Source organism: Limnohabitans sp. TS-CS-82 (assembly GCF_002943475.1).
On record NZ_PTQX01000011.1, the window covers coordinates 33,355 to 51,518 of the forward strand.

The window sequence follows — 18,164 nt, forward strand, 5'->3', positions numbered from 1 at the left end:
GTATGGCCATTTATCTCCAAGTTCGCGCGGGTCCTTTGCAACTCTTGGTGGACGCCTTGGGCGTGCATGAGGTGCTGAGTCTGGACGACTTGGCGGTAGGCGGGCAGGGTGGTCATGTCGAGTGGCGCAAGCAAGTGCTGAACGCCGTCGCTGTGCACACGTTTTTCGGTCAAACGCAGGGTGAGCGCTTGATGGGCGTGGTCTACAGCGCGACCGAGGGCGATGAGCCGTTGATGCTTGAGGTCGATGAGGTGGTGGGTTTGCGCAACATCACCCCCGCACAGTGGCTGCCCATGCCACGCTTGCCCGATGCCACCAAGGTGTTTTTTGACGCGCTGATTGGGGACCTCAATTCAGACGCGCAGGTTTATCGCCTGCGCCGTCCTTTGGACCGCGCGTTGTTTCAGGCCGACGTGACGCCTGACGACATCACGAGTTAAGTTCGGGAATGGCAGAACGGATGGAGTTCTGCAAATACAGCTGAAGGAACAGACCTTCTAAGACCGGACGAATCAGCGAAGTTTGGCTCTGCACAATTTCTTGCAACGATTCAGCGGTCATTTGGATACAGACCATGTCGGTCACGGCAATGGCCGTGGCACCGCGCACACCGCCCGTCAAAATGGCTTGCTCTCCAAACGCTTCGCCTGCGCCTAAACGAACCAAAAATGTGTTGGCGGGCGGCACGAACAAGTCGACTTCGCCAGATTCAATCATGTAGAACGTGTGCGCTGCATCGCCACGTGAAAACAGCACATCGCCCGCTTTGTAACTTTGAATGGGGAAATAGGCTTCGCTCATCGCAAACTTTCTGGGGTTTGGTCTACGCCTAAAGTGCGCATGACCGTGACGCGACAAATGCTGCGCAAGCCAGCGTCAGTGGTGCGGATTTCTTCCACCGCACGTTTGATGGGGATGGTTCGGGTGTTTAACAAGGTTTCGGCTTGCAGTGTCCAACGCATGGGCACGCCCGCAATGCCTTCGGCCAAGCCAATCACGGCACCGGGCCCCATGTAAAACGAGGTGTCACCCGCGATCACACGCACTTGCCCTTGAAAGATGACGTGGGCCTCTTCCACCATGTCGCCTTGGCTGAACAAGATGTGGCCTTTGCTGAAAATGGCACTGCGCAAAAAGCTCGAAGAACGCAGGCGCGAAAACAAATGTTCCTCGCTGCTGAGCTTGGTGTCTTGTTCGGCATCAGTGAGGGGGACGCCATGGCTGTCAAGCAGTCCCATTTTTGACAATTTTTGGGTATTGATCCCGAAAAAGAATGAATCCACGATGAAATAAACCCTTGATATTTATTGTGATTTCATCACTTTTGCTAAACTAGTGACAATTTTAAACCTTACTGAGAATACTGCTGATGAACGACCCCGTTCTTGCAACGTTTGACGCTGCCACGTTTCTGGCAAGCGAAGCTGCTGCATGGATGGAATGTTTTGAATCTGAGCAAGTTGTCCGTGGTTTAGCGCAGAGCTTACAACGCCTGCATCAGGCTGAGCGTTGTGAAATTGGCGTCGCCCGCCCCGCGCATGACGATGACCGCGCACAACCCTTTGTGGGCCGTTATTTGTTGGTAGACGGCACCTCTGTGCGTGTGTTGGAAATGATCGCCCCTCAAGTCGTGGGTGAGCATGTGGGGCAATTGGGCGAGCATTTGCGCATCCTCGCGCAGCGTTGGTTAACGGCGGTTTCGGCCTTGGCTGCGCAAAATCAACCGCAGTCCGTCGCTACGCAAGCTGTGCCACAAGGCCATGACGCGGAGCGTTTGGCGTGGATGGCCCATTTGACCCACAGCCTTGAAGCCGCGCAGCGTCATGCCTATGGCGTGGCATGCATTCATGTCGACATCAAGGCCTTCAAAGCGCTCAACGATGTGCTGGGGGCAAGCACAGCACGCAATATGTTGTACGAGATGGGCACGCGCATCATGACCATGTTGCGCAAGCACGATCGCGTGATTCGTCTGGGCGACCACGAGTTCGGCATCATCATTGACCGGCTCACGCAGCCCGAAGGCATTGCGGCGGTGGTGCAGCGTTTGATGAACAAACTTGAAAGCCCACCTTCGCCGCTGGCTCCTTGGAAGGGCGTGCGCCTCGGGGTGGCGTTGTTTCCTAATGATGCGACGACGGCCGAAGATTTGGTGGCCTTGTCGCATCTTCGTTTGACAGATGCCAAACACCGCGATGTGTTGGAGGATGAGCGTTGGGCGCGTGAGATGCGTGCCCAATCTCGGACTGCCGGCTCTTCGACACAAACTGAGTTGAAAGCAAACCTCTCCAAATGACGATGATTTTTTGTGGTGTCAAGCGGCGCACCTTGATGCTGCCTCGTGTGTGCTTGGTTGCTTTGTTGGGTCTGTGCGCAGCACTGTTGCCTGCGTTGTCACATGCGCAGGCGGCCAATTGCTTGGGCGATGTCAGCGCAAGCAAACCTTACGTGGTCTCTGTGGTGCCTCAGTTGCCTGCGTCTGAGACTTACAGCCATTGGGCGCCTGTTTTGGAAGCGATTGGCCTTGCCACCAAACAGTGCTTCACGCTGAATATTTCCAAAACAATTCCTGATTTTGAGTTGGAGTTGTTGGCCGGTACGCCTGATTTTTCGTACATGAACCCTTACCACCAAGTGATGGCCTATCGCCGTCAGGCTTATCGGCCTTTGGTGGCCGATGCCACCCCCTTGACGGGCATTTTGGTGGTACGTCGAGACAGTGGCATAAGTAAGTTGGAGGACTTAAATGGCAAGCAATTGGCATTTCCGTCACCCAACGCGTTTGCCGCATCGTTGATCACGCGTGCCACCCTGAGCCAACGTGGCATTGACATCAAGCCCCTCTACGTGAAAACGCACAGCAATGTGTACCGTAGCGTGCTGCAAGCCGATGTGGTCGCGGGTGGCGCTGTGAACAACACCTTGGTGCGAGAGCCAGAGGGTTTGCAGTCTCAACTCAAAGTGCTCTTTGAGTCGTCGGGCTATCGCGCCCATCCGTTTTCTGCGCATCCGCGGGTGCCCGCCGCCGTGCAAGAGAGCGTGCGCAAAGCGCTCATCGCCTACGCCAGCACCGACGCAGGCAAAGCGGCCATGAACAAGGCGCAAATGCCTCAACCCGTGGCCGTGGACTACGCCCGTGATTACTTGCCTCTTGAATATTTAAAAATTGAAGCGTTTGTCGAAGTTCCCAAGCGCTGATCGTTGACCACCTACATGACCGATTTGAAAAAAAACTCATCCCGAGCTTTCGCTCGTATGGCGATCTTCCTTGTGGCGTTGGTGTCATGTTTGTTGCTGGGTGGCTCGTGGCTGGTGTACAGCCATTCTGAAAAACTCTTTGAAGAGCGTCGCCAAACCTCCATGGTCATGCTCACGGAAGGCGTGTCTTTGGCAGTGTTAGAGAGCTTGTTGGTGCGCGACTTCGGTGCGATTGAGGCACGCTTGATACAAGCCTTGTCCAACGGTAACGTGCAATCTGCAGCGGTGACAGATGTGCGTGGTAATGTGATTGCCAATGTGGCTCGTGATCCCAAAACAGGCCGTCCGATGGCGGTGTTTTCTACGCAGCGCATGACGCTGCCTACCAGTGGTTCAACTTCGGTGTTGGACGATGATGGTAATTTGTTGAGCTGGCATGCCCTCAATGGCGCGAACCCTGTGGGGTGGTTGCGTTTGGAAGTCGTCGACGACACCAAAAAAGCTTTGCGTAGCTTGGCGCGTGAGACCTTGACTGTGGCGGTGATTTTTTCGGGCTTCATGTTGTTGGTGTTTGGTTGGATTTTGCGCCGCGCCTATGTGGTGATTGATGGCAACGAAGTGCGTCTGCAAACCGAGAACTCCCACCTGACCGACAAAGCCAACAACGACCCCCTCACGGGCTTACCGAACCGAACAGCCTTGATGCAAAAGTTGCAAGACAGCATGGCGCGCGTGGACGAAGCGGGCTCAGGCAGCTTGGCGGTGTGCTTCATCGATTTAGACCGTTTTAAGCCCGTCAATGACGAGCACGGCCATCGCGTTGGCGACAAGGTGCTGCAGTCGGTTACCAGCCGTATTCGTACCATGGCACGCCAAGGCGATTTTCTGGCACGCATTGGCGGCGACGAATTTGTGTTGATCGTGCACGGCTTAGAAAACACATGGGAAATCGAGCCCGTGCTCAGCCGTTTGTTGCATGTAACGACCACCCCATTTTTGGCGGAAGGCCACTCGGCGCGTTTGGGCTTCAGCATTGGCGTGACGATTTATCCACAAGACAAATCGGATGCCAATACCTTGATCAACCATGCCGATCAAGCCATGTACAAAACCAAACGCACCGGTGGTGGTGGTTGGGCACTTTGGCAAGCGGGTGCGGAGTGATGCGCAAGGGTTTGGTCTGGCCCTTGTTGTTGGCGTGGTTGGTTTACAGCACTGTTGCTTTGGGTTGGTACATCCACCAGAACCCTGGTTTTTTAAATGCTTTTTGCAGGACAACTTGAGATGAATCTGAATCAATCTAAAAGAGACGCTCACAACATTGAGTTGATTCTTCAGCCGCAAAGGGCCAAAGCCGATGTGGTGATGTTGGGCACCTTGGTGTTCTTGGCTGTGATCAGCGCTGGCATTGCTTACTTCACGCAAACGTGGGGTGTGGCCTTGGCGATTGGCTTGCCTGCGGTTGCCGTGCCATTCGTCATTTATTCGATGGCGCCTGGTTCACTGGGTTCGCGCTTGGCCAATGCCAGCGCGTTCATGGTGTATTCGGCGTTGATGATTCAGCAAACCAGCGGCATGTCCGAAATGCATTTCGGTATTTTTGCGTTGCTGGCCTTCTTGTTGTACTACCGCGATTGGCGTCCGTTGGTAGCCGCAGCAGCGGTGATCGCGGTGCACCACGTGGGCTTTGCTTTCTTGCAAGCCACGGGGTTCGGCGGCATCTTTGTGATCGACGGTGCGATCAACCCTTGGATCATCATCTTGCATGCCGCCTTCGTGGTGTTTGAGACCTCGGTGTTGATTTTCATGGCCGTGATCTTGCGTCGCGAAGCCGTCGAGGCGGCCTTGGTGGCTGAGTTAGCGGGTGACATCAGCCAAGGCAATTTTGCCGCGAAGGGGCATCAAACGACACAAGCGGGTTTCCCATTGTTGAAGCAAGTCTCGGACATGCAAAAGTCTTTGGATTCAACGCTGCAAGACATCACCAAGGTGATGAACGGCGTGGCGCAAGGTAACTTTGCAGGACGCGTGACCGTTGAAGCCAAAGGCGATTTGAATGCGTTGAAGCAAAACATCAACCAAAGCATTGAGGCACAACAAGCGGTTTTCCACGACATCACGTCCGTGATGAATGCGGTGGCGCATGGCAATTTGGCAGACCGTGTGACAGTGTCGGCCAAAGGTGATTTGGAAGCCTTGAAGCACAACGTGAACCAAAGCATCGAAGCTCAGCAGTCGGTGTTTGAAGACATCACCTTGGTGATGAAGGGCCTGGCCCAAGGCAATTTGAACGGCCGCGTGACGGTGGCTGCCAAGGGTGACTTGGAAGCGCTCAAAGCCAACATCAACAGCTCATTAGAAGCGCTGCGCAACGCCATGATGTTGATCCACAACAACACCCGTCAAGTGGCCGCAGCCTCGAACCAGACCAGCAACGCGATTGGTCAGATTTCGGATGGCGCTCAAAATCAAACGCACGCCATTGGCCAAGTGGCGACGGCCGTGCGTCAAACCGTCACCTCGGTGTCGGATGTGTCCAAGAACACCGAGTTCGCCAGCCACCAATCCAAAAAGTCGGTCGAGTCCGTGCGCTCCAGCATGCGCAAGATGGAAGAGATGGTCACGGTGGTCAACAACATCGCGAGCAACTCGGAGAAGATCAACAAGATCACGGAAGTGATCGAAAAGATCGCCAACAAAACCAACCTGTTGTCGCTGAACGCGGCCATTGAAGCTGCGCGTGCAGGCGAGCATGGCAAAGGATTTGCCGTGGTGGCCGATGAAGTGGGTAAGTTGGCTTTGAACAGCGCCCAAAGCTCGCAAGAGATTGCTGCCTTGGTGCAACAAGCGGTGGAAGAAGCGCACCGTGCGGTGGCCGCTGTGATGGAGGTCAACAAAGACATGACCAACATCGAGCAAGGCGCGCGCGAAACCGACACCATGCTGCAACGCATTGCGGCCGCCCTTGAGCAGCAAAGCGCCGCTGTGGAAGAGATCAACGCGAACCTGAGCAACGTGGACAACATTGCCCGCAGCAACGCGGCTGCTTCTGAAGAAATCACGGCCACCGTGATTGAACTCTCCAAAATCGCGGATGCAACACGCCGCGAAGTTGAGAAGTTCGAAACTTAAACGTGAGATGTGTCCCGCTCAGAGATTGGGTCAGCCCCAGCTCTGAAAAGGGCATGGCGTTTTAAGCCTCTTGCAAGCCCAGTACGAAGTCGTCGTAGCTGATTTGGTTGGCCGCCAAGGTGTCGGTCAACAACTGAGTGGATGCCGCGATGGCATCGCGCGTGCCTGCGCTGCGCTCGGCCTGTAGCATTTGACGGTACAGCGGTTGAATTTGCGCAATGGCCTTGGGGTTGGGTTTGCGGCGCACGGAGAAGTAACCCAAGAGCGTGCCTTGTGCGTCATACGATGGCGTGACGTTGGCAAGCACCCAATAGAACGAGCCGTCTTTGCAGATATTCTTCACAAAGGCAAACACCTCTTGACCTGCTTGTATGCGGTCCCACAAAAGCTTGAACACAGCCCTTGGCATGTCGGGGTGGCGAATGATGTTGTGTTGCGTGCCTAAGAGCTCGTTCTCTGTGAATCCTGAAAATTCATTGAACGTGCGATTGCCATAGGTGATGCGACCCTTGATGTCGGTCTTGGAGACGATCAAGTCTCCTTCACGCATGACTTTTTCTTCGTTCGTTGGGGTGATGCGCAAGGATGTCATTTCAATCTGTCTTGGTTAGAACACAGATTTTCTTCACCCTACGCCGATGACGATTTGATGTGCGTCAACTCCACGAGCAATAGACCCCAAATAACATCCATCCACGCCGTGGTCGATTTAGCGCTTGGCGTACTTGGTGCCCGCATTGGCCTTGCTGTTGCTCGTTACCGTGACTTTTTTGCCTTTGGTGGCTGCAATATGCGTGTTGCCGCTGCGTACTTTGCCGGACACAAACAGCACCACTTGCTGGCCTGACTTGAAGCTGGCATTGGCCGCCACCTTGTTCCATTCCGCCACTTGCTCGGGTTTGACGTTGTTGCGTTTGGCGATGCTGGCCACGGTGTCTTGCTTGCTGGCTTTGATCGTGATGCGTTTGAGCACTTGTTCGGGCGACAAGTCGAGTCGGCCGTTGTCGGCCACGCGGGCTGTCACGTCATCGGCCATGTGCGAGGTGCGAGGCACCAGCAGCGCAGAGCCTGCGCGGATCATCATGTGGGGTGGGATGTTGTTGATGCTGCGAAAGTCGGCTTCGCTCATGCCGACTTTTTGGGCAGCGTCGGACACCTTCATGGTGCTGGGCGCAATCCAAGCAGTCCATGTGGCCATGCGACCTGTGGCGGAGGCTTCGTAGTTGCGCTGGAACACTTCGGCGTTGTCCCAAGGCAGCAAGATGGCAGGAATGCCAGCTGCTAACAACACAGGCCGGTGGGCCGATGGGTTCAAGGCTTTGAAGTCGTCCAACGAAATTTCAGCCAATTTGGCTGCCACCGTCACATCCATGTCGCGCGGCAGGGGCACGCTCTGAAAGTAGGGGTGGTTGGGAATGTTGGGCAGCGACACGCTGTAGGTGCTCGGGTTGCCCACAATGTTTTTCATGGCTTGGAGCTTGGGCACATACATACGCGTTTCCATGGGCATGTTCAAGTCAGCGTAGGTGGTGGGCAAGCCCGCGTTTTGATTGCGCGTGATGGCCTTGCGAACGTTGCCTTCGCCCCAGTTGTAGGCGGCCAGTGCCAAGTGCCAGTCGCCAAACATTTTGTAGAGACGTTCTAAATAGTCGAGTGCGGCGCGGGTTGAGGCTTGCACATCGCGGCGGTCGTCACGAAAAGCGTTTTGCTTCAAGTCAAAGCTTTTTCCGGTGGCTGGCATGAACTGCCACATGCCACTGGCGCGAGCGCTTGACACGGCTTGGGGATTGAAGGCGCTCTCAATGAAGGGCAGCAACGCCAACTCGGTGGGCATGTTGCGCTGCTCAAGTTCTTCGACGATGTGATACAGATATTTGCTGGAGCGCTCGCCCATGCGTTGCAAATAGTCGGGCTTGTTGCTGTACCACTGCGTGCGGTCAGTGACCAACTCGTTGTCCAAGTTGGGCATGGCGTAGCCCTTGCGAATGCGTTCCCACAAATCGTTGGGCAGGGCCAAGGGCGTGACCGTTTCATGGCGAACTTGACCTTTGGCGATGGGGCTCAGGCCGGGGGCTGTTGGCATCAGCGGCGCATTGGACGCTCGCGGTGTTATCAGGGGCTCAGCTTGTTCTAAGTTGGCGCAACCCGCTAAAACGGTAAGAGCCAGCAGCAACGCAGTGTTTAAAAATCTCATTGAAAGTCGTTTTTCCATTGGCGCAGAGCCGCAAAGACAGCCACATCATCGGCTTGGGTCTTGGCATTGAGGCCTGCGTGTTGTGCCACAGCGTGTCGCACATCGGGGTGACGAGCCCGTAAGAACGGGTTGATCTGCAATTCGGTACCAAGTCGGGCGGGCAGGGTGGGTGTTCCTTGTGCGCGCAAACTTTGGCAATGGGTCTGGTAGGCCTGCAAGTCTGTATTGCGGGGGTCTACAGCGAGGGCGAATCGCAAGTTGGTCAGAGTGTACTCGTGGGCGCAACACACCTGCGTGTGGGCGGGTAAGGCGGCTAGAACGTCGAGGGAGTTCAGCATTTGCGCGGCTGTGCCCTCAAACAAACGCCCGCACCCGCCAGAAAACAAGGTGTCGCCGCAAAACAACACAGGACTGGGCTGCGCGTCGGGTAAAAAGTACGCCACATGGCCCGCTGTGTGGCCAGGGACATCGAACACGTCCACGCGCTGACCTAATAAAGACAAGGGCTCGCCGGCCATCACGGGGGTGAAGGGTTGGGGGATGTTTTCGCGCGCGGGACCGAAGACTTGCGCACCTGTTGCGGCGCGCAATTGGGCAACACCACCCACATGGTCAGCATGGTGGTGGGTGACTAGAATCGCGGTCAGTGCCAGACCTTCACGTGCTAGTGCTTGCAGCACAGGGGCGGCGTCTCCGGGGTCGACCACCACCGCTTGGTCGTCTTGTTGCCACAACCACAGGTAGTTGTCGGTGAAGGCGGGCAGTTCAACAAGTTTCATGACATCTCCACGCATAAAAACCGATAGTTTGCACGACTGGCTGGCAACCCCAACGGGGCAGTATTTGCTGCGTTGGGAGCAAGCTCAGTTTGACCGTGCGGTGAGCGACGTTTTTGGTTTCCATGCGTTGCAATTGGGCTTGCCCGAGTGCGACGCGCTGGCCACCAATCGCATGCCGCATCGTTGGTTGGGGTGCGACCGCTTGCCAGTTCATGGGCCGTTGGGGCGTGAGTTGTTGTTGACCCAGTATGAAGCGTTGCCGTTTTCGGATGCCAGCCTTGATTTGTTGGTCTTGCCCCACACGCTTGAGCTGAGCTTTGACCCCCATGCCACGCTGCGAGAGGTTGAGCGTGTGTTGGTACCCGAAGGGCGGGTGGTGATTTGTGGTTTCAATCCCACCAGTTTGTGGGGTGTGCAAAAAAGCTGTGGCAAAGGCCCGCCCGAGGTGGGGGACTTCATTGGCCATTGGCGTTTGCGTGATTGGTTGCGGCTCTTGAGCTTTGAGGTGCAGGACAACCACTTTGGCTGCTACCGGCCCGCCTTGCGCTCGGAACGTTGGTTGCAGCGCTTGGCTTGGATGGACCCTGCGGGTTCGCGCTCGTGGCCCATTTTTGGCGGCGTTTATATGGTGTCGGCGATCAAGCGTGTGCGTGGCATGCGCTTGATGGGACCGGCTTGGAAGACATCACCGGCCCGCGCGGCCAAGGCCGTCACGACGGCCACCAAAGGAATGGAATGAACGCAGTTGAGATTTACACCGATGGCGCTTGCAAGGGCAATCCCGGCCCAGGCGGCTGGGGCGCTTTGTTGCGCTCACCTTCGGGCGAGGAGAAAGAGCTGTTCGGCGGCGAGTTGGGTACCACCAACAACCGCATGGAGCTGTTGGCCGTGATTGAGGCCTTGCGTGCGCTGAAGCGACCTTGCCACGTCTCCTTGTACTTGGACAGCGAATACGTGCGCAAAGGCATCACCGAGTGGATCCATGGCTGGAAAGCACGCGGGTGGCGCACGGCCGCCAAGCAGCCTGTGAAGAACGCAGATTTGTGGCAAATGTTGGATGCTTTGGTGCACGACGGCGATCACCACATCCATTGGCATTGGGTCAAAGGCCACGCCGGTCACGTCGACAACGAACGTGCCGATGGCTTGGCTAACCGAGGTGTGGAATTGGTGCTGTCCTCTCGGTGACAAGCTGTGTGAAGCCTTGGTAAATCTGTGGTGACGTACACCCCGACTGGTACATTGACCGGCTGTGTGAATGAAACTCAAAAGAAATAACTTCATGGCATCCAAAAAGATTTATCCCCTTGTCGCGCTGATCGGTATTGCTGCGGCATCGGGTGTGGCGTGGTGGTATCAAAACAGCCCAAAGTCGGACACTGTGGTGGCCGGTGCCAGTGCACCTAATGGCGCCAAGATGGTGGGGGTGGAAGTTGTGCCGGTGAAAAAAACCACCTTGCGCGACGACGCTCAAGCCGTTGGCAGTTTGCGCTCGCGACAAAGTGTGATGCTGCGTCCCGAAGTGGCGGGTCGCATTGTGTCGCTGGGCTTTTCCGATGGCGCGCGCGTGAGTGCGGGCCAGCTGTTGGTGCAGTTGGACGACACCTTTCAACGTGCAGAAGTGCAGCAGTCGTTGGCACAAATGTCGGTGGCGCGTGCCAATTACAAGCGTAACCAAGACTTGGTCGCGCAAAACTTTGTGGCGCAACGCGTGTTGGATGAAAGCGCCGCCGCCATGCAAGTGGCCGATGCGCAATTGGGGTTGTCGTGTGCCCGTTTAGAGCGCATGCGCATCGTGTCCCCGTTCAATGGCGTGGTGGGACTGCGCAACGTCAACGTGGGCGATTATGTGAAAGACGGCGCGGACCTCATCAATCTGGAAGACATTGGCATGCTGTATGTCGATTACCGATTGCCTGAGCGTTACCAAGTGCAAGTCAAGCCCGGCCAAGTGGTGGACATCAAGCTGGATGCCATTGCCAACCGCTTGTTCAAAGCGACGGTCGAAGCCGTCGATCCTTTGATTGATGCCAATGGCCGCTCAATTGGCGTGCGTGCCGTGCTGGTCAATGGCCCAGGCGAAGCCTTGGCGCCGGTTGGTGAACGTCGCCAAGCTTCGGCGGACGCTGCCGCGCCCAAAGCCAGTTACACCTCCGTGCCTGTCGGGCGCACCACGCCTTTGCCCACACCGCAAAGCTTGGGTTGCCCGCCTGGCATGTTTGAGCATCGCAAAAATGCAGCCCCTTCGGGTGGCAATGGCCCATTGCGTCCGGGCATGTTTGCCCGTGTGACCGCGGTGTTTTCGGTGAAGCCCAATGCGCTGGTGGTGCCTGAAGAGGCCATCGTGCCGCAGGGGGGCAAACAGTTTGTGATCAAAGCGGTGGCACCTGCCGATTTACCCGCAGCCTCAGCCAGTGCGCCGACTTTGCCGGCTGACACGAAGTGGGTGTCTCAACGTACCGAGGTGCAGTTGGGGGTTCGACGTGCGGGTCAAGTGGAAGTGATCAGTGGTCTTGCTGAGGGCGATGTGGTGGTGTCCGCGGGACAGCAGCGCTTGCAAAAAGACGGTTCGCCCTTGCGTGTGGTCGACATGGGTAAGTCGCCTGCCAATCCTGCGTCAGCCGCCGCATCGGCGTCTTCTGCAGCAGCGACTCCAGCCAACCGCTAACCCCTTCGCAAAGAACACCTTATGCAGTTGCCTGAGATATCCATTCGTCGTCCGGTGTTTGCCACCGTACTTTCGTTGCTGATTGTGTTGGTGGGTTTTGTGTCGTTCACACGCTTGAATGTGCGCGAATATCCCAAGATCGACAACCCCGTGGTCACGGTGGAAACCAAATACACCGGTGCGTCCAGTGCGGTGGTCGAGTCGCAGGTGACCAAGGTGCTGGAAGACTCCTTGTCGGGCATTGAAGGCGTGGACGTGATTACCTCCATCAGTCGCCAAGAGCAAAGTCAAATCACCGTCAACTTTGTGCTCTCTCGGGATGCGGACTCGGCAGCGGCCGATGTGCGCGACAAAGTCAGCCGCGTGCGTCAAAAGTTGCCGCAAGGCATTGACGAACCGGTGATCGCCAAGGTGGAGGCTGACGCATTTCCGGTGATTTGGCTGTCCTTCAGCGCGGACACCTTGAACGTGCTTCAGCTCACGGATTACGCCAACCGCATTGCCAAACCGATGATGCAGACGGCACCCGGTGCGTCTGACGTGCGTGTGTACGGTGAGCGTAAATATGCGATGCGCATTTGGCTCGATGCCGATCGTTTGGCCGCCTACAAGCTCACGCCACAAGATGTGGAAGACGCGTTGCGTCGCTCTAATGTCGACGTGCCGGCCGGTCGTGTGGAAAGTAAGTTGCGTGAATTCAACGTCACCACCTCCACAGATTTACAAAAACCTGCGGAATTCAGCCAAGTCGTCATCAAGACGGTCAACGGTTTTCAAGTGCGCATTGGCGATGTCGCGCGCGTGGAGCAGGGCCCGCAATTGGAACGCACCTCGACGCGCTTGAATGGCAAAGACGCCATCACCTTGGGCGTGATTCGCAATGCCACGGCCAACCCGCTGGATTTGAGTGCCGCCGTGCGCGCCATGATTCCGCGCATCAAAGAGAACTTGCCGCCTGGCGTTGAAATCGAAATAGCCAACGACAACTCGGTGTTCATTGATCGCTCCATCAAAGCGGTGTATCAAACCATCATTGAAGCAGCCATTTTGGTGGCCTTGGTGATTTTTGTGTTCTTGCGCACCTTGCGCGCGTCGATCATCCCGCTGGTGACCATTCCTGTTTGCTTGATCGGCACGTTTGCGTTGATGGCCATGTTTGGCTTCACCGTGAACACGCTCACCATGCTGGCCTTGGTGCTCGCCATTGGTTTGGTGGTGGATGATGCCATCGTGGTTTTAGAGAACATTTACCGCCACATCGAAGAGGGCATGTCGCCTTTTCATGCCGCCATCAAGGGCGCGAAAGAAGTGGGCTTTGCGGTGGTGGCCATGACCATGACCTTGGCCGCGGTGTACGCCCCGCTGGCGTTCACGCCGGGGCGCACGGGCAAATTGTTCACCGAGTTTGCGTTGGTCTTGGCCGGTTCCGTGGTGGTGTCTGGCTTTGTGGCGCTCACGCTCACACCCATGATGTGTTCGTTGATGCTCAAGCACAACCACAACCCGAGTTGGTTTGATCGCACGATGGAGACGCAGTTGCAGCGTTTGTCCGGCGCTTATGGGCGTGTGCTGACGTGGACCCTGTCTCGCGGACGTGTGGCTGGGTTTGAGATGTCTCGCCGCTGGTTGGTGGTGGCGGTCATGGTGGCAGCCGGTATGGGGACGTTCACCTTGCTCAAGTCGACCAAAAGTGAATTGGCGCCACTCGAAGACCGCGGCGTGATCTTGACGGTCATCAACGGTCCTGACGGTGCCACGATGGACTACACCACGCGCTATGCCAAAGCCATTGAGAGCATGTCGTCCAAGTACACCGAGTTCGATCGCATTTTCACCGTGGTGGGCAACCCTACGGTGGCGCAAGGTAACGTGTTTTATCGCGCGTTGCCTTGGGAAGAGCGCAAGAGAAGTACGCTTGAAATCGCCCGTGACATGACGCCCGCTGTGGCTTCGTTGCCCGGTGTGACGGCGTTTCCGATCACCCCGCCGTCCTTGGGGCAGGCGTTCCGCGAACGCCCGTTGAACTTTGTGATTTTGACCTCGGACAGCTATCAAAACTTGTCGCAAGTGGTGCGTAGTTTTCAAGAAGAGTTGGCTAAAAATCCGGGCATTGTCAGCGTGGACACCGACTTGCGTTTGAACAAACCCGAGATCAGCATGGAGGTGGACCGCGAGCGTGCCGCAGACATGGGGGTTCCTGTCGATGCCATTGCCCGTGCGGTGGAAACCATGATGGGTGGCCGACAAGTGACCCGCTACAAACGTGAGGGCGATCAATACGATGTGATCGTGCAAACTGCGCCCACGGGACGTGACACGCCGGATGACATCGAGCATATTTTTGTGCGCGGTCGCAACGAAGCCATGATCCCGTTGTCCGCGTTGGTCAAGATCAAAGAGGTGGTGGTGCCGCGCGAGTTGAACCACTTTGGCCAGCGTCGCAGCGCCTCGATCACCGCCAACTTAGCGCCGACCTATTCCTTGGGGGAGGCATTGACCTTCATGGATGCCACCTCGAAGAAGTTGCTCAAGCCCGGTTATTCGACCGATTTGAATGGCACATCGCGTGAGTTTGTGAAGTCGTCCGGCTCGTTGGTGATTGTGTTTGTGCTGGCACTGCTGTTCATCTTCTTGGTGCTGTCTGCGCAGTTTGAGAGTTTCATCGATCCTTTGGTCATCATGCTCTCTGTGCCTTTGTCGATGGTGGGCGCTTTGTTGGCTTTGCAGTTCAGTGGCGGCACTTTGAACGTGTTCAGCCAAATTGGTTTGATCACTTTGGTGGGCCTGATCACCAAGCACGGCATTTTGATCGTGGAGTTTGCCAATCAGTTGCGTGAAGAGGGCATGGAGTTGTTTGCGGCCATCACGCAATCGGCCACCTTGCGCTTGCGTCCCATTTTGATGACCACCGGTGCGATGGTGCTGGGTGCTATTCCCTTGGCCTTGGCAACGGGTGCGGGTGCTGAGAGCCGCAAACAAATCGGTTGGGTGATTGTGGGGGGCATGAGCTTGGGTACCTTGCTCACGATTTTTGTGGTGCCTACCATGTACACCTTGTTGGCACGTCACAAAGTGCCAGGCGCCATCACGATTCGTCACGAAGATGACGATGTGGGTGCGTGACGCATGTCTGTTTGAGGTGAACGTGGGGCCACGCGATGACGTTTGATTTCTCTCAACTTCAATGCCCCGTCATTCAAGCGCCCATGGCGGGCGGTGTGAATACGCCTCAGCTTGCCGCAGCGGTGGCCAATGCAGGCGGGGTGGGGAGTTTTGGGTTTGCCTACAGCAGCCCCGACAAAATCAGTGCCGATTTGGCGGCCACCCAAGCCTTGACGGCAGGGCCGTTGAATGCCAACTTCTTTGTGTTTCAACCCGTGGCATTGCCTGACGTGGCACAACAAACAGCAGCCTTGGCTGCATTGCACGCACTTGGCTTGTCTGAGGACTGTGTGTTGCGCATGCCGCAAGCGCCGTTTTATCCGGATCTAGAAACCTTGCTACTGCCCGTGTGGCAGTATCGGCCCGCCATGCTGACCTTCCACTTCGGTATTCCGTCTGCGGCCGTCATGCAACAGGCCAAAGCGTTGGGGATTGCCGTGGGCATCACCGCGACGAGTCTGGCTGAAGCGAAGCAGATTGAAGCCGCGGGCGCTGACTTCATCGTGGCGCAAGGATCAGAGGCAGGCGGGCACCGTGGCACGTTTGAGCCCGATGGCGCTGACGCAGAGCTGCCGTTGGACGACTTGCTGCATGCTCTGATGCCAAGCATACGCTTGCCCATCGTGGCTGCGGGTGCCGTTATGGATGGCGCAGACATTCACCGCGTGTTGCGTTTAGGCGCAGTGGCCGCGCAAATGGGGACAGCGTTTTTGTGCTGTGACGAATCGGGGGCGAGCCCCGCGCACAAAGCGTTCATTCGCCATGAACATGCCAGAAGTACGGCCTTCACGCGTGGTTTTTCGGGGCGACGTGCGCAAGGCATTGCCAACGATTTCATCGCAGCGCTGCAAGGCCAGCCTACCTTGCCCTTCCCCATTCAAAACACCTTGACTGGCCCCATTCGCCAGCGCGCTGTGCAACGCAACGATGGTGAGCATCAAAGCCTGTGGGCGGGAACTGCCTACCCAAAAGCGCAAGCCTTGCCTGCGGCGATCTTGATGCAGCGTTGGGGTGAGCAGCTGTTGGTTTGCCAGCAAGCTTGAGCTGGTCTGAGGCAGTGCTGCCTGCTGGCAGAGCGGCTATGGGGCGGTATTTAAATCGCCCCGTCAAACATCATCACATCGACCTCGTCGCCCACGGCCACGTTGCCTTGGTCGTGGTGCAAAACAATCAAGCCATTGCCTTGCACCATGGAGCTGAGGACGCCTGAACCTTGGTTGCCGGTGGTACGCACTTGCAGCGAGCCATCCGCGGCGCTGCTGACAAAGCCACGTTGGTACTCGGTACGGCCTGCTTTTTTGCGCAAAGGCTCCAAGCACTTGGCGCGCAGCAGTGGCGCAGCTTGTGCTGTGCTGCCCATCATGCGCAGCAGTGCAGGGCGCACAAAAGCGAGGAAGGTGACCATCACTGCCACGGGGTTGCCGGGTAAGCCAAACAGCACCGATTTGCCAATGCGCCCTACGGCCATGGGGCGACCCGGGCGCATGGCGATTTTCCAAAAGGCCACATCGCCGAGTTTTTTCATCATGGCTTTGGTGAAGTCGGCTTCGCCCACGCTCACGCCACCGCTGGTGATGATGGCATCGGCTTCTTGCGCAGCTTTGGCAAACGCTGCTTCTAAAAGCGCCGGGTCGTCGCGCACCACGCCCATGTCGATCACCTCGCAGCCCAGGCGTGTGAGCAAGCCAAAGATGGTGAAGCGGTTACTGTCGTACACCGCGCCTTCACGCGGTGATTCGCCCAAGCTCATCACTTCGTCACCGGTGGAGAAATAAGCCACGCGCAAACGGCGGTGTACCCGCACATCAGGCAGGCCTAAGCTGGCGATCAACCCAAGGGCGGCCGGTGTGAGGTGTTGTCCCGCTTTCAAGGCGGGTTGGCCTTGCATTAGGTCCTCGCCCGCTAAGCGGCGGTTGTCGCCGGCTTTCAAGAGCTTGGGAGGGAGGGTGACTGTGGTCACATCGTGTTCGGTCTTGATGTGGGCCAACTCTTGCGGCACCACGGTGTCGAGTCCATCGGGCAGGATGGCGCCGGTCATGATCTTCAAGCATTCGCCAGTGTTGACTTTGCCCTGCCAAGCTTTACCAGCCAAGGCTGTGCCCACCACGCGCAGGGTGAGGGGCTGGTCAGGTTGCAGTTGCGCGGCATCGAACGCAAAGCCGTCCATCGCCGAGTTGTTGTGGGCGGGTACGCTGATGGGCGAGATCACGTCTTGGGCCAATATGCGGCCTAAGGCGTCAAACAAAAACACGTCTTGCGCTTCGCTGGCGGATAAGGGTTGCGTCAAGTGGTTCAGAAAATCGCCCACTTGGCGCACGCTCAGGGCTTGTGGGTCGTAGCCTTGCAGGGCTGCGGCGATGTCGTCGATGCTTTTCATGGCGCGGCGTTTTCGAGGGCTTGCAGTTCGTTCAATGTGTTGACGTTGGCAAAGGCCAGTGGGTCATCGTTGGGCGCGTCAAAGGGCACGATGGCGGTTTTGTGTTGGGCGGTCCACGCGTCGATCTTGCGCCCGCCTGCATGGGTGAATTGCACCAAGCTTTCAGCCAGCGCAATCTTCATCAAGCAAAACACGGGTTGGGTGCGAATTTGGGTGCGGTTTGAACCCTCGCCATCGCTCTCAGTTTCGGGTGCAGCGGCCATCGCGATGTCGGCATCTTCGCGCACTAAGGCTTGGGCCAAACGCTCGGCCAAGTCCAGCGGCAAACGCGGCGTGTCGCAAGGCACGGTCAGCAAATAAGGCGTTTCGCAGCGCTCCAGGCCAACCAAAAAGCCAGACAACGGCCCCGCGAAGTCGGCCGAGGCATCGGGCCAAACGGAGGAGCCAAATGACTCATAGGCAGACAGGTTGCGGTTGGCATTGACCATCACGCTTTCGACCTGTGGCCCCAAGCGCATCAGGGTGTGCAGGGCGAGGGGGATGCCGTTGAAGTTTTGCAGACCTTTGTCAACGCCGCCCATGCGGCTGCCGCGTCCACCGGCCAAGATGAGGCCCGTGATGTCTTGTGGATGAATGGCGTCGGTCATGGCAAGG

General features: G+C 57.0%; 17 protein-coding genes. 10 read left to right on the top strand and 7 right to left on the bottom strand.

Annotated features, from left to right (window positions below; translation table 11 throughout):
- The first annotated feature begins 2 nt into the window (after positions 1-2).
- Entirely contained in the window at positions 3-440 is a 438-nt protein-coding gene (locus tag C5F52_RS19525; protein ID WP_104800035.1) for a hypothetical protein, read from the top strand.
- Here the strand turns inward: C5F52_RS19525 and C5F52_RS19530 are convergent.
- Both C5F52_RS19530 and C5F52_RS19535 read right to left on the bottom strand, forming a co-directional pair.
- Positions 430-801 carry a cyclic nucleotide-binding domain-containing protein gene (locus C5F52_RS19530; RefSeq protein WP_104800036.1) on the bottom strand — a complete coding sequence of 124 codons (372 nt, stop codon included), beginning with the start codon at positions 799-801 and terminating at the stop codon, positions 430-432. The genes C5F52_RS19525 and C5F52_RS19530 overlap by 11 nt on opposite strands.
- Positions 798-1,238, bottom strand: a complete 441-nt coding sequence (locus C5F52_RS19535; RefSeq protein ID WP_104800037.1) for a cyclic nucleotide-binding domain-containing protein — start codon at positions 1,236-1,238, stop codon at positions 798-800. The genes C5F52_RS19530 and C5F52_RS19535 overlap by 4 nt, the downstream gene beginning before the upstream one ends.
- Before the next feature lie 131 nt (positions 1,239-1,369).
- On the opposite strand from C5F52_RS19535, the gene C5F52_RS19540 reads away from it, so the two are divergent.
- The 4 genes from C5F52_RS19540 to C5F52_RS19555 all read left to right on the top strand — a co-directional run bounded on the left by C5F52_RS19540 (position 1,370) and on the right by C5F52_RS19555 (position 6,330).
- Positions 1,370-2,296, top strand: coding sequence for a GGDEF domain-containing protein (locus C5F52_RS19540; RefSeq protein WP_104800038.1), 927 nt, complete (start codon positions 1,370-1,372; stop codon positions 2,294-2,296).
- On the top strand, positions 2,293-3,198 hold the full coding sequence (locus tag C5F52_RS19545; protein ID WP_104800039.1) for a phosphate/phosphite/phosphonate ABC transporter substrate-binding protein: 906 nt from the start codon (positions 2,293-2,295) through the stop codon (positions 3,196-3,198). Before C5F52_RS19540 ends, C5F52_RS19545 begins: the two co-directional genes overlap by 4 nt.
- A gap of 57 nt (positions 3,199-3,255) precedes the next feature.
- Positions 3,256-4,362: a sensor domain-containing diguanylate cyclase gene (locus C5F52_RS19550; protein ID WP_161499741.1), complete on the top strand. Its 1,107-nt coding sequence runs from the start codon at positions 3,256-3,258 to the stop codon at positions 4,360-4,362.
- A 120-nt stretch (positions 4,363-4,482) separates the two neighbouring features.
- The gene (locus C5F52_RS19555; protein WP_236657937.1) at positions 4,483-6,330 is read left to right on the top strand and encodes a methyl-accepting chemotaxis protein; all 1,848 of its coding nucleotides are present in this window, start codon (positions 4,483-4,485) and stop codon (positions 6,328-6,330) included.
- A 61-nt stretch (positions 6,331-6,391) separates the two neighbouring features.
- Here C5F52_RS19555 and C5F52_RS19560 read toward each other — a convergent pair whose 3' ends face one another.
- The 3 genes from C5F52_RS19560 to gloB form a co-directional block, all read right to left on the bottom strand.
- Complete coding sequence (locus C5F52_RS19560) at positions 6,392-6,922, bottom strand: PAS domain-containing protein (RefSeq protein WP_236657938.1); 531 nt, start codon at positions 6,920-6,922, stop codon at positions 6,392-6,394.
- 117 nt (positions 6,923-7,039) lie between these two features.
- The gene (locus tag C5F52_RS19565; RefSeq protein ID WP_104800042.1) at positions 7,040-8,524 is read right to left on the bottom strand and encodes a transglycosylase SLT domain-containing protein; all 1,485 of its coding nucleotides are present in this window, start codon (positions 8,522-8,524) and stop codon (positions 7,040-7,042) included.
- Positions 8,521-9,303 (bottom strand): hydroxyacylglutathione hydrolase, encoded by a 783-nt coding sequence (gene gloB / locus C5F52_RS19570; protein ID WP_104800043.1) that lies wholly within the window; start codon positions 9,301-9,303, stop codon positions 8,521-8,523. The genes C5F52_RS19565 and gloB overlap by 4 nt, the downstream gene beginning before the upstream one ends.
- On the opposite strand from gloB, the gene C5F52_RS19575 reads away from it, so the two are divergent.
- From C5F52_RS19575 to C5F52_RS19595, 5 genes are all read left to right on the top strand, one after another.
- Positions 9,302-10,042: a class I SAM-dependent methyltransferase gene (locus C5F52_RS19575; protein ID WP_236657939.1), complete on the top strand. Its 741-nt coding sequence runs from the start codon at positions 9,302-9,304 to the stop codon at positions 10,040-10,042. The two genes, gloB and C5F52_RS19575, sit on opposite strands and share 2 nt — an antisense overlap.
- Positions 10,039-10,491, top strand: a complete 453-nt coding sequence (gene rnhA / locus C5F52_RS19580) for a ribonuclease HI (protein WP_104800044.1) — start codon at positions 10,039-10,041, stop codon at positions 10,489-10,491. Before C5F52_RS19575 ends, rnhA begins: the two co-directional genes overlap by 4 nt.
- Positions 10,492-10,585: 94 nt before the next feature.
- The gene (locus C5F52_RS30270; RefSeq protein WP_236657940.1) at positions 10,586-11,971 is read left to right on the top strand and encodes an efflux RND transporter periplasmic adaptor subunit; all 1,386 of its coding nucleotides are present in this window, start codon (positions 10,586-10,588) and stop codon (positions 11,969-11,971) included.
- Between the two features lie 21 nt (positions 11,972-11,992).
- Positions 11,993-15,094, top strand: coding sequence for an efflux RND transporter permease subunit (locus tag C5F52_RS19590; protein WP_104800045.1), 3,102 nt, complete (start codon positions 11,993-11,995; stop codon positions 15,092-15,094).
- A gap of 35 nt (positions 15,095-15,129) precedes the next feature.
- A complete protein-coding gene (locus C5F52_RS19595; RefSeq protein WP_104800046.1) occupies positions 15,130-16,176 on the top strand; it encodes a nitronate monooxygenase family protein in 1,047 nt (348 codons plus the stop codon).
- Between the two features lie 50 nt (positions 16,177-16,226).
- On the opposite strand, the gene glp is transcribed toward C5F52_RS19595, so the two are convergent.
- A complete protein-coding gene (gene glp / locus C5F52_RS19600) occupies positions 16,227-17,510 on the bottom strand; it encodes a gephyrin-like molybdotransferase Glp (protein ID WP_104800047.1) in 1,284 nt (427 codons plus the stop codon).
- Positions 17,507-18,157: a molybdenum cofactor guanylyltransferase MobA gene (gene mobA / locus C5F52_RS19605; protein ID WP_104800048.1), complete on the bottom strand. Its 651-nt coding sequence runs from the start codon at positions 18,155-18,157 to the stop codon at positions 17,507-17,509. The genes glp and mobA overlap by 4 nt, the downstream gene beginning before the upstream one ends.
- Positions 18,158-18,164 lie beyond the last annotated feature (7 nt).

What these genes read in the sequence shown, in the direction of transcription:
- C5F52_RS19595 (WP_104800046.1), top strand. Translation starts at nt 15,130, where the DNA reads ATGACGTTTGATTTCTCTCAACTTCAATGCCCCGTCATTCAAGCGCCC.
- C5F52_RS19565 (WP_104800042.1), bottom strand. Translation starts at nt 8,524, where the DNA reads ATGAGATTTTTAAACACTGCGTTGCTGCTGGCTCTTACCGTTTTAGCG.
- C5F52_RS19525 (WP_104800035.1), top strand. Translation starts at nt 3, where the DNA reads ATGGCCATTTATCTCCAAGTTCGCGCGGGTCCTTTGCAACTCTTGGTG.
- C5F52_RS19540 (WP_104800038.1), top strand. Translation starts at nt 1,370, where the DNA reads ATGAACGACCCCGTTCTTGCAACGTTTGACGCTGCCACGTTTCTGGCA.
- C5F52_RS19590 (WP_104800045.1), top strand. Translation starts at nt 11,993, where the DNA reads ATGCAGTTGCCTGAGATATCCATTCGTCGTCCGGTGTTTGCCACCGTA.
- glp (WP_104800047.1), bottom strand. Translation starts at nt 17,510, where the DNA reads ATGAAAAGCATCGACGACATCGCCGCAGCCCTGCAAGGCTACGACCCA.
- C5F52_RS19545 (WP_104800039.1), top strand. Translation starts at nt 2,293, where the DNA reads ATGACGATGATTTTTTGTGGTGTCAAGCGGCGCACCTTGATGCTGCCT.
- rnhA (WP_104800044.1), top strand. Translation starts at nt 10,039, where the DNA reads ATGAACGCAGTTGAGATTTACACCGATGGCGCTTGCAAGGGCAATCCC.
- C5F52_RS19560 (WP_236657938.1), bottom strand. Translation starts at nt 6,922, where the DNA reads ATGACATCCTTGCGCATCACCCCAACGAACGAAGAAAAAGTCATGCGT.
- C5F52_RS19555 (WP_236657937.1), top strand. Translation starts at nt 4,483, where the DNA reads ATGAATCTGAATCAATCTAAAAGAGACGCTCACAACATTGAGTTGATT.
- C5F52_RS19535 (WP_104800037.1), bottom strand. Translation starts at nt 1,238, where the DNA reads ATGGGACTGCTTGACAGCCATGGCGTCCCCCTCACTGATGCCGAACAA.
- mobA (WP_104800048.1), bottom strand. Translation starts at nt 18,157, where the DNA reads ATGACCGACGCCATTCATCCACAAGACATCACGGGCCTCATCTTGGCC.
- C5F52_RS30270 (WP_236657940.1), top strand. Translation starts at nt 10,586, where the DNA reads ATGGCATCCAAAAAGATTTATCCCCTTGTCGCGCTGATCGGTATTGCT.
- gloB (WP_104800043.1), bottom strand. Translation starts at nt 9,303, where the DNA reads ATGAAACTTGTTGAACTGCCCGCCTTCACCGACAACTACCTGTGGTTG.
- C5F52_RS19575 (WP_236657939.1), top strand. Translation starts at nt 9,302, where the DNA reads ATGACATCTCCACGCATAAAAACCGATAGTTTGCACGACTGGCTGGCA.
- C5F52_RS19530 (WP_104800036.1), bottom strand. Translation starts at nt 801, where the DNA reads ATGAGCGAAGCCTATTTCCCCATTCAAAGTTACAAAGCGGGCGATGTG.
- C5F52_RS19550 (WP_161499741.1), top strand. Translation starts at nt 3,256, where the DNA reads ATGGCGATCTTCCTTGTGGCGTTGGTGTCATGTTTGTTGCTGGGTGGC.